14 protein-coding genes and 2 pseudogenes are annotated in these 15,230 nt (G+C 74.8%); 10 read left to right on the top strand and 6 right to left on the bottom strand.

All coding sequences use genetic code 11. From position 1 onward, the window contains the following. Nucleotides 1–573, top strand: a 573-nt coding sequence (locus tag ONA70_RS26700; protein WP_265009241.1) for a murein hydrolase activator EnvC family protein, incomplete at its 5' end; no start/stop codon positions are given. On the opposite strand, the gene ONA70_RS26695 is transcribed toward ONA70_RS26700, so the two are convergent. The 3 genes and pseudogenes from ONA70_RS26695 to ONA70_RS37010 form a co-directional block, all read right to left on the bottom strand. After that, entirely contained in the window at nucleotides 507–1,688 is a 1,182-nt protein-coding gene (locus tag ONA70_RS26695) for an aminotransferase class V-fold PLP-dependent enzyme (protein ID WP_265009240.1), read from the bottom strand. The genes ONA70_RS26700 and ONA70_RS26695 overlap by 67 nt on opposite strands. Nucleotides 1,689–1,819: 131 nt before the next feature. Continuing rightward, nucleotides 1,820–2,320: pseudogene (locus ONA70_RS37015) on the bottom strand (tyrosine-type recombinase/integrase); the annotation flags it as partial. 120 nt (nucleotides 2,321–2,440) lie between these two features. After that, nucleotides 2,441–2,800 (bottom strand): annotated as a pseudogene (locus ONA70_RS37010) (site-specific integrase); the annotation flags it as partial. A 619-nt stretch (nucleotides 2,801–3,419) separates the two neighbouring features. On the opposite strand from ONA70_RS37010, the gene ONA70_RS26685 reads away from it, so the two are divergent. Beyond that, nucleotides 3,420–3,761, top strand: a complete 342-nt coding sequence (locus tag ONA70_RS26685; RefSeq protein WP_265009239.1) for a hypothetical protein — start codon at nucleotides 3,420–3,422, stop codon at nucleotides 3,759–3,761. Nucleotide 3,762: 1 nt separating this feature from the next. Here ONA70_RS26685 and ONA70_RS26680 read toward each other — a convergent pair whose 3' ends face one another. From ONA70_RS26680 to ONA70_RS26670, 3 genes are read right to left on the bottom strand one after another with little or no spacing between them, the layout of a single operon-like run. Next, nucleotides 3,763–4,950 carry a DNA-processing protein DprA gene (locus ONA70_RS26680; RefSeq protein WP_265009238.1) on the bottom strand — a complete coding sequence of 396 codons (1,188 nt, stop codon included), beginning with the start codon at nucleotides 4,948–4,950 and terminating at the stop codon, nucleotides 3,763–3,765. Continuing rightward, nucleotides 4,947–6,467 carry a YifB family Mg chelatase-like AAA ATPase gene (locus tag ONA70_RS26675; protein WP_265009237.1) on the bottom strand — a complete coding sequence of 507 codons (1,521 nt, stop codon included), beginning with the start codon at nucleotides 6,465–6,467 and terminating at the stop codon, nucleotides 4,947–4,949. Before ONA70_RS26675 ends, ONA70_RS26680 begins: the two co-directional genes overlap by 4 nt. A 2-nt stretch (nucleotides 6,468–6,469) precedes the next feature. Further along, nucleotides 6,470–6,829: a YraN family protein gene (locus ONA70_RS26670; protein WP_265009236.1), complete on the bottom strand. Its 360-nt coding sequence runs from the start codon at nucleotides 6,827–6,829 to the stop codon at nucleotides 6,470–6,472. Between the two features lie 222 nt (nucleotides 6,830–7,051). Between ONA70_RS26670 and ONA70_RS26665 the strand changes: the two genes are divergently transcribed. The 8 genes from ONA70_RS26665 to ONA70_RS26630 all read left to right on the top strand — a co-directional run. Continuing rightward, nucleotides 7,052–7,942, top strand: coding sequence for a hypothetical protein (locus ONA70_RS26665; RefSeq protein ID WP_319958791.1), 891 nt, complete (start codon nucleotides 7,052–7,054; stop codon nucleotides 7,940–7,942). 318 nt (nucleotides 7,943–8,260) lie between these two features. Then, nucleotides 8,261–9,088: a 30S ribosomal protein S2 gene (gene rpsB, locus ONA70_RS26660; RefSeq protein WP_265009234.1), complete on the top strand. Its 828-nt coding sequence runs from the start codon at nucleotides 8,261–8,263 to the stop codon at nucleotides 9,086–9,088. 136 nt (nucleotides 9,089–9,224) lie between these two features. Beyond that, the gene (tsf, locus tag ONA70_RS26655; protein WP_265009233.1) at nucleotides 9,225–10,052 is read left to right on the top strand and encodes a translation elongation factor Ts; all 828 of its coding nucleotides are present in this window, start codon (nucleotides 9,225–9,227) and stop codon (nucleotides 10,050–10,052) included. Between the two features lie 165 nt (nucleotides 10,053–10,217). Beyond that, complete coding sequence (pyrH, locus tag ONA70_RS26650) at nucleotides 10,218–10,985, top strand: UMP kinase (RefSeq protein WP_265009232.1); 768 nt, start codon at nucleotides 10,218–10,220, stop codon at nucleotides 10,983–10,985. Between the two features lie 86 nt (nucleotides 10,986–11,071). Then, nucleotides 11,072–11,629, top strand: coding sequence for a ribosome recycling factor (frr, locus tag ONA70_RS26645; protein WP_148794906.1), 558 nt, complete (start codon nucleotides 11,072–11,074; stop codon nucleotides 11,627–11,629). A gap of 307 nt (nucleotides 11,630–11,936) precedes the next feature. Then, the gene (locus ONA70_RS26640; RefSeq protein ID WP_265009231.1) at nucleotides 11,937–13,427 is read left to right on the top strand and encodes a phosphatidate cytidylyltransferase; all 1,491 of its coding nucleotides are present in this window, start codon (nucleotides 11,937–11,939) and stop codon (nucleotides 13,425–13,427) included. A 104-nt stretch (nucleotides 13,428–13,531) separates the two neighbouring features. Further along, entirely contained in the window at nucleotides 13,532–14,677 is a 1,146-nt protein-coding gene (gene rlmN / locus ONA70_RS26635; RefSeq protein WP_265009230.1) for a 23S rRNA (adenine(2503)-C(2))-methyltransferase RlmN, read from the top strand. Between the two features lie 22 nt (nucleotides 14,678–14,699). After that, the coding region (locus ONA70_RS26630; protein WP_265009229.1) for a DivIVA domain-containing protein at nucleotides 14,700–15,230 on the top strand (531 nt) is incomplete at its 3' end.

The following is a 15,230-nucleotide window of genomic DNA, read 5'->3' as shown; positions in this document are numbered from 1 at the left end:
CGCCCCCCCGCCCCTGCCCGGCCCGCCGGCCCGACGCCCGCGCGTTTCGCCTGGCGGCTGGCCGGCCCGCCCCGGCCGGTGCGCCGCTTCGACCCGCCGCCCCAGCCGTGGTTGCCCGGCCACCGAGGGGTGGACCTCGCCGCCACCCCTGGCGTCGCGGTCCACGCCGCCGGCCCCGGCGTCGTCCTGTTCGCCGGCCCGGTCGCTGGGCGTCCCGTGGTCACCGTCGGGCACGCCGACGGGCTGCGGACCACCTACGAGCCGGTACGCCCCGGGCTGGCGGCCGGTGCCCGGGTCGGGGTCGGCACGCCGATCGGCACCCTGCTCGCCGGCCATCCCGGCTGCCCGGCCGGCACGTGCCTGCACTGGGGGCTGCGCCGGGGCGAGGAGTATCTCGACCCGCTCGCCCTGCTCGGCCTCGGCCCGGTCCGGCTGCTCCCAATCGACCAGGCCGCCCTCACCCCGACCGAGGCGCCAGCCGGCAGCACCGAGGCTGCCGGCGCGGGTCAGCCCCGGGCGAGCAGCGCGGGGAGGCGGGCTGCCAGCCGGTCGTACTCGTCTGGCGTGTTGTAGACCTGGCCGCAGAGGCGCAACCATCCCCGGCCGTTCCAGCCGGACACCGACACCTCCGCGGCGAGCTGGTCGGCGATCCGGGTGCGCAGCGCTGTTGCGGCGTCGATCGTGGTGGCGATCCCGGACGGCAGCGGAATGAGCCGCATGGCGACCGTCGGGCCGCCGGGTGCCGGCAGGTCGGCCGGCGGGACCCCGAGCGCGTCCCCGACCACCCGCTGCCCGTACGCGGCCAGCGCGGCGTTGTGCGCGCGTACCCGGTCCAGGCCGAGGCTGCGCAGGGTGAACAACCCCGCCGGGGCGGCCAGCCAGGGGGTGTAGTCCAGCGTCGCCTGCCACTCGACCCGGGTGGGGAAACCCGTGTCCTGCTCCCAGGAGACCACGAGGGGCTGGATCCGCTCTCGCCACGGCTCGGCGACCACCAGCGCGGCGGTGCCCCGGGGCGCGTACGCCCACTTGTGCAGGTTGCCGACCCAGAAGTCGGCGCCGATCGAGGCGACCGTGATCGGCAGCATGCCCGGGGCGTGGGCCGCGTCGACCAGCACCGGAACCCCGTGCTCCCGGGCCACACCGACGATCGCGGCGGTCGGGAAGAGCCGGGCGGTGGGCGACGTGATCTGGTCGACGATCAGCAGCCTGGTACGCCCTGGCCGCAGCCCGGCCCGGATGATCTCGACCACCTCCTCGTCGGTGGCGGCCAGCGGCACCGGCAGGGTCCGGGACACCGCCCCGGTACGGCGGCACTCCCGCTCCACCGAGAAGGCGACCGCGCCGTAACCGTGGTCGGTGGTCAGCACCTCGTCGCCGGGATGCAGGCCGAGGGACTGGAGCACCACGGCCGCGCCCGCCGTGGCGTTGCCCACCAGCGCCGTGCCGTCCGGGTCCGCGCCCAGGAACGCGGCCAGGTGCCGCCGGGTGTGGGTGATCCGGTCGACGAGGCCCTGGGTGAAGAAGCGGAGCGGGTTCGCCTCCATCTCGTCGCGCAGCCGCTGCTGGGCGCGCTGCACCCCGATCGGGACCGCGCCGAACGATCCGTGGTTGAGGTGGCTGACCGACGGGTCGAGGGAGAAGAGCAGCCGAGCCCCGGGGATCGGCTCGGGCGGCTGCGGAACCGTCATCCGCTGATCGTAGCCCGGCGTGGATCATCAACTCCCGGTTCTCCCACGCCGGGCGGGGGATCGCGGGTGCGGATTGCGCCCGGTGGCGAGGTCGCCGGTGGCGGTCGCCCGGCCCGCGCGCCGGACGGCGGTCAGGCCCGGGGATGCGCCTGCCGGTACGCCGCGCGCAGCCGTTCCACCGACACGTGCGTGTAGATCTGGGTGCTGGCCAGCGACGAGTGGCCGAGCAGCTCCTGCACGGCCCGCAGGTCCGCGCCGCCCTCCAGCAGGTGGGTGGCTGCGGAGTGCCGCAGCCCGTGCGGCGTCGTGCGGGGCAGGCCGGCGGCTGCCGCGTACCCGGCGACGACCCGGCGGGCCGTGGTGGGGTTGAGTCGTCCACCCCGCGCCCCGAGCAGCAGCGCCGATCCCGAGCCGGGACCGGCCAGGGCCGGCCTGCCCCGGTCGAGCCACGCGTCCAGCGCGCGCTGCGCCGGCACCCCGTACGGCACGGCCCGTTCCCGCCCGCCCTTGCCGAGCACGCGTACCACCCGGCGGGCCTGGTCGACGTCGGTGAGGTCGAGGCCGCACGCCTCGCTGACGCGTACCCCGGTGCCGTAGAGCAGTTCGAGCAGCAGCCGGTCGCGCAGCAGCACTGCCCCGTCGCCCGCTGCCGAGTCCGGCGCCGCCCCGGGACGCGGGTCGTGGCCCGCGTCCCCCTTCTCGGCGTCGCCGTCGGCTGACCGCGTCCGGCCCTCGGCTGGGCGCGGGGCCGCCATCAGCGCGGCGGCCTGGTCGGCCCGCAGGACCGTGGGCAGCTCACGTCGGGCCCGGGGACTGGCCAGCGCGGCGGCCACGTCGGTGGTGAGCAGGCCGGTGCGGTGCGCCCATGCGCTGAACGTCCGGGCCGAGGCGGCCCGACGGGCCAGGGACGTCCGGGCCGCGCCCATGGTCCGCTGCTTCGCCAGCCAGCTGCGCAGCACTGCCAGGTCCAGCTCCGCAAGGTCGGCGCAACCCATCCGCACCGCGTGGTCGAGCAGGGAGACCAGATCGGTGACGTACGCCCGTACGGTGTGCGCCGAGTGGTTGCGTACCCGGGCCAGGTGGTCGGCGAAGTCGTCCACCGCCTCCCGCATCGCCGGCGGCAGCCCCTCGTGTACGGCCCGGGTGCCACTCACCGGCGCCTCCGGTCGCGCCGGCGCCGGCCGGGGTGGATGGTGCTGGCGGCGGACACCGGCCCAGCCTACGGCCCGGATGCCGATTCGGCCGGTCACGGCGCGATGCGACGCCGGCCCGGTGGCACCCGGGCTCCGGCGGGCCCGGGGCTCCGGCGGCGCCCGACGCGGGTGCCGGCAGTCAGCCCGGCGTCGGCCTCGCGCTCCGGTGATTGCCTCGTCCGGTTGTCCTCCGTACGTCCCGCCATGCGGGACCGGGTCTCGACCGGGCGGCCGCCGCCGGGCGGCCCCGGACGCGGTGCGCGCCGGCGCGGTGGAGCGGCGCGCCGTGCGGGGTGGCCGAACGGGGTTGGACAGGGGAAACTGTTCCTACGAATAGGACGGTGGGGACCGGGTCGGGGGTGATGGCCCTCCGACCGTCGGCGCCACCGGGACAGGTGCCTCCCGCAGCGTGGGAGTGGTCGGGGGGTGACCGAGGAATGGGCGCCCCGGGGCGGCGGCGCGGAAGGGTGATTTGCGAGTCGGACCGAACGGGCGTCGACCCCGGGGAAGCGACGCCGACGGGAGGAGGGGACTGGACGTGGGTGTGGATGCCGTCCTCTATCGGTTGGTGCGCGCCGGGCCCGCCCGTCGCTCACCGTCGTACGTCGCGTCCGAGGTGGTGGCGGATTCCGACGACGTGCTGCTGGACCTGCTCAAGCGGGTACGGGGCGGGGGACGTACGCCGCTGCTCGACCGCGTCGACCCGCTCGGCGAGATGGTGGTGAGTGCCGGATCCGCCGCGCAGTTGCTCGCCGAGCTGCGCTGTCTGGCGGAGGCGGCCCGGGCGCCGGCCGAGGTCGAGCACGTCCGGCGGCTCGCGCTGCTCGCCCGACGCTGCCTGAACACCCGGGACGTCGAGATCCGCTTCGAGGGCGACTGACTCAGCGTCGCCGGTTCGTCTCGGCCGGCGGGGCCAGGGCGTACCCGTCGTCGCGGCGGACCACGAGGCCGAGTTCCTCCAGCATGGACAGCTTCCGCATGGCGGTACGCAGGGCCACCCCGGCGCGGGAGGCGATGCTCTCCAGGGCGAGTGGCCTGCGCCGGGGCAGCGCCTCCAGCACCTGGGTCGCCTCGTCGTCGAGCCGGTCGCGGAGGCGTTCCGGCGCCCGGGCCGGCGGGGCGAGGTCGTCGCCGACCCGTCCCACCTCCTCCAGCACGTGCGCGACGCCGGTGACCAGCCGGGCCCCGGGCTGCTCGCGCAGCGTCTCGTGCGCGCCCACCGACATGGCGGAGGTGACCGGCCCGGGCACCACCATCCCCGGCCGGCCCACCCCGAGCGCCCGGTTCAAGGTCTGCGTGGCGCCGCTGCGTGCCGCCGCCTCCACCAGCACGGTGCCTCGGGTGGCGGCCGCGATGACCCGGTTGCGGATGAGGAACCGGGGCCGCAGCGGCTCGGCAGCCGGCATCCACTCGCTCACCAGCAGGCCGGTCTCCGCGATCCGGTCGAACAGCGCGGTGTTGCCCACCGGGTAGGGCCGGTCCAGGCCGCAGGCGAGCACCGCCACGGTGAGCCCGCCGGCGGTGAGCGCGCCCCGGTGCGCGGCGGCGTCGATGCCGAAGGCCCCGCCGGAGACCACGGCCCAGCCCCGGTCGGCCAGCCCATAGCCCAGTTCGGTGGCGACGTGCGTCCCGTACGGCGTGGCGGCCCGGGCGCCGACCACGGCCACCGACCGGTCGAACGCCTGCGCCAGCGGCCAGGCGCCCCGCGCCCAGAAGCAGAGGGGCGGCGCGGTCTCCAGGTCGACCTTGCGGTCGGCCCCGGACAGCCGGAGCCGCTGCAACTCGGCGACCCGGACGGGCCACTCGTCGTCGTCCGGGGTGATCAGCCGCGCACCGAGCCGCTCGGCGCGGGCCAGGGCCTGCTCGGCCACCGCGCGGGCGTTCCCGCCGACGGACCGGGCCGCCACCGCGGCCCGGAGCGACCGGTCCGGCGCCCCGCCGTCGAGGAGCAGGTCCAGCGCGGCGACCGGACCGAGCTCCTCGACCAGCCGGTGCACCGCCCGGGTGCCCGGCTCGGCCAGCCAGGTCAACGCGATCCGGGCCAGCCGCCCGTCTTCCACGGCGCTCACGCGCCCTCTCCCATTCGCAGGTGGATGGCCTCGGCGATGTCCCCGGCGTCCGGGCGGTCCCGCCCGTCGAGGTCGGCGATGGTCCAGGCGAGCCGGACCACCCGGTCGAAGCCGCGCGCCGACAGCGACCCCGAATCCAGGCGTTTGCGCAGCTCCCGGGTATCGCGCCCGGGCAGCCGCCAGGGCGGCCGACGCAGGTACGGGCCGGGGATGTCCGCGTTGACCCGGCGACCGGTGTCCACCCACCGCGCCGCGGCGGCCCGGCGCGCGGCGGCGACCCGGGCGGCCACCGCCCCGGACGTCTCGCTCGGTCGGCCCGTCGCCAACAGCTCGGCGGCGCGTACCGGCAGCAGCCGCACCTGCACGTCGACCCGGTCCAGCAGCGGCCCGGAGAGCCGACCCAGGTAGCGCCGCCGGGCCAGCGGGGTGCACTCGCAGTCGACGTCCCCGGACGGTTTCGCGCAGGGGCAGGGGTTGGCGGCCAGCACCAGTTGCGTCCGCGCCGGATACTCGGTGGCGCCCCGGGTCCGCGCGACCCGAACCCGGCCGTTCTCCAGCGGCTGGCGCAGCGCCTCCAGCGCGGCCTTGCTGAACTCGGGGGCCTCGTCGAGGAAGAGCACCCCACGGTGTGCCAGCGACACCGCGCCCGGGCGGGCCACGCCGGAGCCGCCGCCGACCAGCGACGGCACGGTCGCGGTGTGGTGCGGCGCCTGGAAGGGCGGCCGGCGCAGCAGCCGTCCCCCGGGCGGGAGCAGGCCGGCGATGGAGTGCAGCGCGGTGACCTCCAGGGCGGCCTCGTCGTCCAACTCGGGCAGGATCGACGGGAGCCGCTCGGCCAGCATGGTCTTGCCCGCACCCGGCGGGCCGAGCAGCGCGAGGTGATGGGCGCCGGCCGCAGCCACCTCCAGGGCCCGGCGGCCCAGCCGCTGCCCGGCCACCTCGGACAGGTCCGGCCCGTCCCCGGCGGGGACCGGTTCGGCCCCGGGTGGTGGCAGCAGCGGGGCGCCGTCGCGGACGAACGCGACCAACCGGTGCAGGGTGTCGACCGCCCGGACCCGCACGCCGGGGATCACCGCCGCCTCGGCGGCGTTGCCGACCGGCACCACCACCCGGTCCACACCGGCGTGCGCCGCCGCGGCGACCATCGGCAGCACGCCCCGCACCGGGCGGACGGTGCCGTCGAGGCCCAGTTCGCCGAGGACCACCGTCCGGTCCAGCGGCAGCAGCGGCAGTTCGCCCGAGCCGCCGAGCACGGCCGCCGCGATGGCCAGGTCGAACGCCGATCCGTACTTGGGCAGCGTGGCCGGGAGCAGGTTGAGGGTGATCCGCCGGTTCGGCCACTTCTGGCCGGAGTTCACGATGGCGGCGCGGACCCGGTCCCGGGCCTCGTGCAGGGCGGTGTCGGGCAGCCCGGAGATGACCACGCCCGGCAGCCCGGGGGCGAGGTCGGCCTCCACCTCCACCACGTGACCGGTCACCCCGACCAGTCCGACGCAGAGCACCTTCGCGTAGCTCATGGTCAGAACGCGCCCTTCAGGTGCTCCACGCGGGCCGGACCGGCGGCCGGGAGCCGGACGGAGAGCACGTCGAAGCGGACCTCCTCGGCCGTGGTGCCGGTCTCGGCCAGCCAGCGCGCGGCGAGCCCGCGCAGCCGGCGCGCCTTCGCCGGCACGACCGCCTCCGCCGGGGTGCCGAACTCGTCCGTGCGGCGGGTCTTCACCTCACAGAAGGCGAGCACCCCGCCCTCCCACGCGATGATGTCGATCTCTCCGTCCGGGCAGCGCCAGTTCCGGGCGACCGGCCGCAGTCCCGCCTCGATCAGGTGCCGGACCGCGCACCGCTCGCCGTACGCGCCGACGGCCTGGTTCCGCTTCGTCATGCCGGTCACCGTGCGCTCCCTCGGGCCGGCGCCACCGCCCGGAACCCACGTCCTGTGGACGACGGGGGTGGCTGTGGACGGGCGGACGATCATCGGCCGGTTGTGCTAGGTGTAGGCCGCCCGCGTCACTCCCCGTACCCCCGGGTCACCGGTTCGATCGGCGCTGGCCAGCGCCGATGCGGCCAACGGTCGGATGGCGCCGGCGAGCCGGGGTCGCATACCGTGCCGGTCGTGGACGGACGACGGAGCTTTCCCGAGGATCAGCAGGGGTCGCACTGGGGCGAACAACACGGGTACGCCGAACCGGACTGGCGCGCGGCCGGCGAGCCGCGCCACCGCGACGACGACTTCCGCACCCCCGAGCAGCGCGGCGCCGGCGAGAGCCGGTACGCCGACACCGGGCGGTTCGGCGCGGCCGACCCCCTCGCCGACGACGGCGACGGCTGGCGGCCGCGCCGGGTGGACGACCCCGCGGAGATCTCCGGAGAGCTGCCGGGCGAGCGCGTCGGCCGCCGGGCGGCCCGGGAGGCCGACGACGTGCACGGTGCCGGGGCGCGCGACGGTGGCGGTCCGCTGCGGTCCGGCTCGCTGAGCGGCTACCCGATCGTCGAGCCGGGCCGGCCCGCCGAGCCGGCCCTCGCCGACGCGGTGCCGGTCACCGGCGGCGACCGCCCGAACCACGGCACGCCGAGCCCGCTGAACGTGGGGGAGCGGCCCGGTCCGCCGGCGCCCGCGCCGCACCCGTTGGAGATGCCGACCGGCCCGATGCCGTCGGTGGCGCCGCGGCTGGACGCGCCGCCGCCGGGGGACGGGGTCTACCGGACCCGTCGGCCCGCCCTCGCCGTGCTGCTGGCCTTGCTGGTGCTGGTCCTGGAGGCTCCGGCGCTGCGGGTGCTGGCGCACGGCCTCACGGGTGACCCGGTCTCCGCCTCGCACGTCGTGGTCGGCACCTTCCTGACGGTCGGGCTGCCGATCTTCGGCGCCGGCCTGTACGGGCTGCGCACCGGCGGCCTGGCGCTCGCGGACGGCAGCCGGGGGTGGCTACGGCCACCGACGGCGTACCTGACCGTCGGCCTGGTGCTCTTCGTCGCCGCCGCGCTCGCCGCGCGCTGATCCCGTAGCCCCGCCCGGCCGCCCCTCAGCCGGCCGAGCCCAACGGTCCAGCCCCGGCCGGCCCCGGCGGTCCGGCCGGGAGCGCCCGAAATGGGGCGTTCCCGCACCCCGGGACGGGGACACGGCGGAGGGGCGTACACTGGTCGACTGGCGACCGCCTCGCGCGGTCGACCTCGCGTGCCCTCTCCACGGACCTCTCGTGGGGCGACGGCCTCCCTGGTCCCGATCTTGATCGGGCCCACCATGGCCGGCGACCGGGCGCCAGGCGTCCGGCCGCCGGCCGGACGGGACAACCAGGGAAAACGAGGAGTACCCACCATGGCCGTCGTGACCATGCGTCAGCTGCTGGAGAGCGGTGTTCACTTCGGGCACCAGACCCGGCGCTGGAACCCGAAGATGAAGCGCTTCATCTTCACCGAGCGCAACGGTATCTACATCATCGACCTGCGCCAGACCCTCGACTACATCGAGAAGGCGTACGACTTCGTGCGCAACACCGTCGCCGGTGGCGGCAGCATCCTCTTCGTCGGCACCAAGAAGCAGGCCCAGGAGGCCATCGCCGAGCAGGCGACCCGGGTCGGCCAGCCGTACGTGAACCACCGCTGGCTCGGCGGCATGCTGACCAACTTCCAGACGGTGTACAAGCGGCTCCAGCGGATGAAGGAGCTGGAGGCCCTCGGTGACCTGAGCGGCACCGCCGCCGGTTACACCAAGAAGGAGACCCTGCAGCTCTCCCGCGAGAAGGAGAAGCTGACCAAGACCCTCGGTGGCCTGCGGGACATGCAGAAGCTCCCGGCCGCGGTCTGGGTGGTCGACACCAAGAAGGAGCACATCGCCGTCGACGAGGCCCGCAAGCTGGGCATCCCGGTGATCGCGGTGCTCGACACGAACTGCGACCCGGACGAGGTCGACTTCCCGATCCCGGGCAACGACGACGCCATCCGCTCGGCCGAGCTGCTGACCAAGGTCGTCGCCGCCGCCGTCGCCGACGGCCTGATCGCCCGCTCCGGCCGGGGCCGCGGCACCGACGAGAAGCCCGAGCCGGGCCAGGTCGGCGCCGACGAGCCGCTCGCCGAGTGGGAGCGCGAGCTGCTCGAGGAGCCGAAGAAGGGCGACGAGCAGCCGGCGACCGCCGCCGCGGAGTGATCGCGCCGTCGCGTCCCCACCGTCCGATTTCCCGGCCGGTGGGGCGCGGCGGGTACGCCGGGCACAACCGGCCCGAATCCGGGTAACCCGGCAGCCAGACCATCCCACCGCAGTCTCAGACACCGAAGAGAGAGTCATGTCCAACTTCACCGCCGCGGACGTCAAGAAGCTCCGCGACCTCACCGGCGCCGGCATGATGGACTCCAAGAAGGCGCTGACCGAGGCCGAGGGCGACTTCGACAAGGCCATCGAGATCCTGCGCGTCAAGGGCGCCAAGGACGTCGGCAAGCGGGCCGGCCGCACCGCCGCCAACGGTCTGATCGCGCACTCCGGCACCTCGCTGCTGGAGCTCAACTGCGAGACCGACTTCGTCGCCAAGAACGACGCCTTCATCGCCCTGGCCCAGCAGCTGGTCGAGCACGGCGAGAACAGCGGCGCGACCACCGCCGAGGAGCTGCTCGCCAGCAGCATCGACGGCAAGCCGGTGGCCGACCTGGTCCAGGAGCAGTCCGCCAAGATCGGCGAGAAGCTGGTGCTCAACCGCTTCGCCAAGCTCGACGGCCCCACCGCGGTCTACCTGCACCGCAAGAGCCAGGACCTGCCGCCGGCCGTCGGCGTGCTGGTGCAGTACGCCGGCAAGACCGACGAGGCCGCCGACGCCGACGCCCGTGGCGTGGCCATGCAGATCGCCGCCATGCGGCCGAAGTACCTGACCCGCGACGAGGTTCCGGCCGACGTCGTCGAGTCGGAGCGGCGCATCGCCGAGCAGACCGCCCGCGAGGAGAACAAGCCCGAGGCGGCGCTGCCGAAGATCGTCGAGGGCCGGGTCAACGCCTTCTTCAAGGACTTCGTCCTGCTCGAGCAGGCCGCGGTCGCCGACAACAAGAAGACGGTGAAGCAGGTGCTGGCCGAGGCCGGCATCGAGGTCACCCGCTTCCTGCGGTTCGAGGTCGGCCAGGCCTGAGCCGCGTCACCGGGCGTGTGACGCGCCCGGGGACAGGGAAAACGTCGACGAGGAGGCCGCCGGTGTACGTGACAGGCACCGCGGCCTCCTCGTCACATAAGGTCGGCAACGGCAGTTACGCGGTTCGCGGCGCCCACGGGGTGCGCGACGGAAGGGGCGGGGCGGATGACGCAGGTTGTGAGTGACCGGAGCCTGGCGGCGGATGATCCGACCGCCCCACCGCCCGGTCGGGCCCGTCGGGTGGTGCTGAAGCTCTCCGGTGAGGTCTTCGGCGGCGGCGCGATCGGCGTCGACCCGGACGTCGTGCAGGCCATCGCCCGGCAGATCGCCACCGTGGTCCGGCGCGGCGTGCAGGTCTCCGTGGTGGTCGGCGGCGGCAACTTCTTCCGCGGCGCCGAACTGCAGAAGCGCGGCATGGATCGGGCCCGGGCCGACTACATGGGCATGCTCGGCACGGTGATGAACTGCCTGGCCCTCCAGGACTTCCTGGAGAAGGAGGGCATCGAGACCCGGGTGCAGAGCGCGATCACCATGGCCCAGGTCGCCGAGCCGTACATCCCGCTGCGGGCGATCCGGCACCTGGAGAAGGGCCGAGTGGTCATCTTCGGCGCGGGCGCCGGCATGCCGTACTTCTCCACCGACACGGTGGCCGCGCAGCGGGCCCTGGAGATCCGCGCCGACGTGGTGCTGATGAGCAAGAACGGCGTGGACGCGGTCTACACCGCCGACCCCCGGATCGACCCGACCGCGAGCAAGCTCGACTCGATCACCTTCTCCGAGGTGCTGCGCCGCAACCTGCGGGTGGCCGATGCCGCAGCCTTCAGCCTCTGCATGGAGAACGGCCTGCCGATGCTGGTCTTCGGCGCGCAGGGCGACGACACCATCGTCCGCGCCGTCGCCGGTGAGAAGATCGGCACGCTGATCACCGCCTGAGCGTCCCGGCCCGAGCCGGTGGCGGTCCTCCGACACAGCAGCACCAGCACAGCCACGACGAGCGACAGAAGGAGGCGAGGAGACCGGTGATCGACGACACCCTCCTCGAGGCAGAGGAGAAGATGGAGCGTGCCATCGAGCACGCCAAGGAGGAGTTCGGCGGGATCCGCACCGGTCGCGCCAACGCCGCGATGTTCTCCCGGATCGTCATCGACTACTACGGCAGTCCGACCCCGCTGCCCCAGATGGCGTCCATCGCGGTTCCCGAGCCGCGCATGGTGATCATCAAGCCGTACGACAACTCGCAGCTGGGCGCCATGGAGAAGGCGATCCGCGACTCCGACCTCGGCGTGAACCCGAACAACGAGGGCAACCAGCTGCGCATCCTGCTCCCGCAGATGACCGAGGAGCGGCGCCGCGAGATGATCAAGGTCGCCCGGCACAAGGGCGAGGAGGCCAAGGTGGCCGTCCGCAACATCCGCCGCAAGGGCAAGGAAGAGCTGGACCGCCTGGTCAAGGACGGCGAGGTCGGCGAGGACGAGGGCCGCCGCGCCGAGAAGGAACTGGACGACCTGACCCAGCGTTTCGTCGCCACCGTCGACGAGTTGGTCAAGCACAAGGAGAACGAGCTGCTCGAGGTCTGAGCGGCCCGTCGTCCCCGTCGCGCGGCACCGGCACGCCACCGCCCCGGCTACGACCAACTCCAGCTCGGCGCGCCGCGACCTGGAGCCGTTCGGGGGGTGGCGGGCCCGGTGCCGTCGTCGATCCGGGGCCATCGTCCGCCGTGCCGGGTTCCGGGGTGCAGTAGGCTCGGCACGATTCCCGACCACCAGCGGGTGAACGACGGGGATCGGCCGGCCGTCGGGTCGGTCAACCGAAGCAGTCGCGCCTGTAGGGGATGGTCTTGGTCTTGCGTCATGTGGTGGCACTCGTACCTTCTCTCGGTGCGTGATGTCCCACCCCGACCCCTACGGCACCGCCGAGCCGCGCGGCTGGGACCGGCCGGCGCAGCCGCTGCCCTGGCCGGAGACCGACCTCGTGCCCGGCCCCTGGCAGCGCCCGACCGGCCGCGAGGCGTACGCCGGGCCGTACGGCCGTCCCCAGCCCGCCACTGATCAGTACGGGCGGCCAGGTGACGGGTACGGCTCCCCGGCCCCCGACCGTGGCTGGCGTGACGAGCCGCGCCGCCGCGACGAGTGGGGCGACCGCGGCCACGACGCGGACCGCGGCTTCCCGGGCTACGACGACCCCCGCGACCGGGGCTACCAGCCCGACCCCCGCGACCGGGGTTACGACCCGGATCCGCCGGATCGCGGCTACGACCCGGATCCGCGGGACGGCGGTTACGACCCGGACCCGCGGGATCGGGGCTATGACGACCCGCGTGACCGGGGCTTCCCCGCGGATCCCCGCGACCGGGGGCACGAGGCCGATCCGCGCGGCGACCAATCCGGGCGGCCGGACGACGACTATCCGACGGCGCAGATCGCGCCGGTACGGGACGAACCGACCGCGCAGCTCGCGGCGGTCCGGGACGAGGCGGACCGGGAGCCGCCGGCCGGGCGCCGCCCGCGTGGCCGACGCCGGGCCAGCGCGGACCGGCCACCGACCGCCCAGCCGGCCACCGGCCGGGCCGGCCGCAACCTGCCGGCCGCGATCGGCGTCGGACTGGCCCTCGGCGCGGCGATCGTCGTGCCGCTCTTCGTCTACCCGCCGGCGTTCCTGGGCGTGATCGCCGCCGCGGTGGCCATCGGGGTCTGGGAGATGGCCCGCGCGGTCCGCCGCAGCGGCGCGCGTCCGCCGCTGGTGCCGCTCCTCGCCGGTGGCGTGATCACGGTGGGCTTGGGCTGGTTCGCCGGCCCGGACGCGCTGAGTCTCGGCCTGCTGGTGACCGTGCTCGGCACGATGATCTGGCGGCTGGGCGACGGCCCGGGCAACTACCAGCGGGACCTGACCGCGGCCACCCTGATCGCGGTCTACGTGCCCTTCCTCGGCGGCTTCGCGGCGATGCTGGCCGCTGTGCCCGGCGACGGGCACCTGCGGGTGCTGGTCACCCTGATCGCCGTGGTGCTCTCCGACACCGGCGGGTACGCGGCCGGGGTCGCCTTCGGCAAGCACCCGATGGCCCCCACGATCAGCCCGAAGAAATCCTGGGAGGGCTTCGCCGGGTCGGTGACCGCGGCGGCGGCCGGCAGCGCCCTGCTGCTCTGGCTGCTCCTCGACGTGGCCCCCGGGTGGGGCGCGCTGTTCGGGGTGGCCATCTCCTGCGCGGCCGTCCTCGGCGACCTCGCCGAGTCGATGATCAAGCGGGACCTCGGGGTGAAGGACATGAGCAACCTGCTCCCCGGGCACGGCGGCCTGATGGACCGGCTCGACTCGATCCTGTTCGCGGTGCCGACGGCCTACCTCTTGCTCGCGGTCTTCGTCCCGATGGCGGGCTGAGGGATGAATCACGTGGGTGGGCGCGCGTCCGCCGGCCGGTCAGGGCCGATTCGGCACCTACGGCCGGGTGCGCCCCGCTCCGGGCGTGTCAGACTGGACGCGCCATGACGAGCCTCCCCCTGATCCCCGTGGACCCCGACGCTCGCGGCCGCCGGCCCGCGATGCCACCCCGTCACCTCGCCGACCTGGACCTGCCGGGCCGGCAGGCGTTCGTCACCGAGCTGGGGGAGCCGGCGTTCCGCGCCAAGCAGGTCTCCAACCACTACTTCGGCCGTCTGGTACGCGATCCGGGGCAGATGACCGACCTGCCGGCGGCCACCCGCGAGCGGCTGGCCGGGACGCTGCTGCCCACCCTGCTCACCCCGGTACGCGAGCTGGCCTGCGACGACGGCGCCACCCGCAAGGCGCTCTGGCGGCTGCACGACGGCTCGCTGGTGGAGAGTGTGCTGATGGGCTACCCGGACCGGGTCACCGTCTGCATCTCCAGCCAGGCCGGCTGCGGCATGGCCTGCCCGTTCTGCGCCACCGGCCAGGCCGGGCTGACCCGCAACCTCTCCACCGCCGAGATCGTCGACCAGGCGGTCTACCTCGCCGGGGTGGCCGCCTCGGGCGCGGTCGCCGGCTCACCGCCCCGCCTGTCGCACGTGGTCTTCATGGGCATGGGCGAGCCGCTGGCCAACTACTCCCGGGTGGTGGCGGCGATCCGCCGGCTGGTCGCGCCGGCACCGGAGGGCCTCGGCCTGTCCCAGCGGCACATCACCGTCTCCACGGTCGGCCTGGTCCCGGCCATCCGCCGACTGGCCAGCGAAGACCTGTCCGTGACCCTTGCGTTGTCGCTGCACGCCCCCGATGATGAGCTGCGCGACGAACTCGTCCCGGTCAACCAGCGCTGGAAGGTGTCCGAGGTGCTGGACGCGGCATGGGACTACGCGGCCACGACGGGGCGTCGCGTGTCGATCGAGTACGCGATGATCAAGGACGTGAACGACCAGCCGTGGCGAGCCGATCTGCTCGGGCGGCTGCTGGCCGGCAAGCTGGCACATGTGAACCTCATCCCGCTCAACCCGACTCCGGGCAGCCGCTGGGACGCCAGCCCGAAGCCGGTCGAGCGGGAGTTCGTCCGGCGGTTGCGCGAAGCCGGGGTGTCGACGACGGTGCGGGACACCCGGGGCCGCGAGATCGACGGCGCGTGCGGGCAGCTGGCCGCCGCCGAGGACAGGGACATCGAGCCGCGCACCGCGACGGCGTAGCGGTACGAGACCAGGAGACATAGTGGCGAGTCAGGGTCAGCGGTTCCGGCGCAAGGCGCTCCGCCGGGGATACAAGGTCGACGAGGTGGATGCCTTCCTGGACCGGGTGGAGGCCACACTCGCCGGCCAGCCGGTCGGCGCGCCCGTGGCCTCGCAGGAGGTCCATGACGTCGTCTTCCGGGTCCGGTTCAACGGCTACGACGAGTGGCAGGTCGACCTGCACCTCGACCGGGTCGAGCGGCAGTTGGCGGAGCTGGAGGAGCGCGGCGGCGTCCCCGGCGGCCGCGGTGGCGACCCGCGCATGGCGGACCGGCTCGGTCCGGCGATGCGCGACGACCGCGGCCTGTCGCCCGTGCCGCAGCCGCCGCTGCCGCCCCGGTCGATGCCCACGCAGTCCGGCCCGCCCGGCGACCGCTACGGCAACCGCTACGACGAGCCGACCGGCGCCTTCGCCCCCGGCGGGTACGAGGGCCGGCGGGTGAACTACGAGCCGCCGCGGGGCCCCGGTGGACCCGGTCCGATGGGTGGTCCAGGTGGGCCCGGTCCGATGGGT

The sequence above is a fragment of the Micromonospora yasonensis genome, assembly GCF_026013475.1.
Taxonomy (GTDB): Bacteria; Actinomycetota; Actinomycetes; order Mycobacteriales; family Micromonosporaceae; genus Micromonospora; species Micromonospora yasonensis.
Note: the sequence above shows the minus strand (reverse complement) of the source record. Positions and strands in the feature narration are given on the sequence as shown.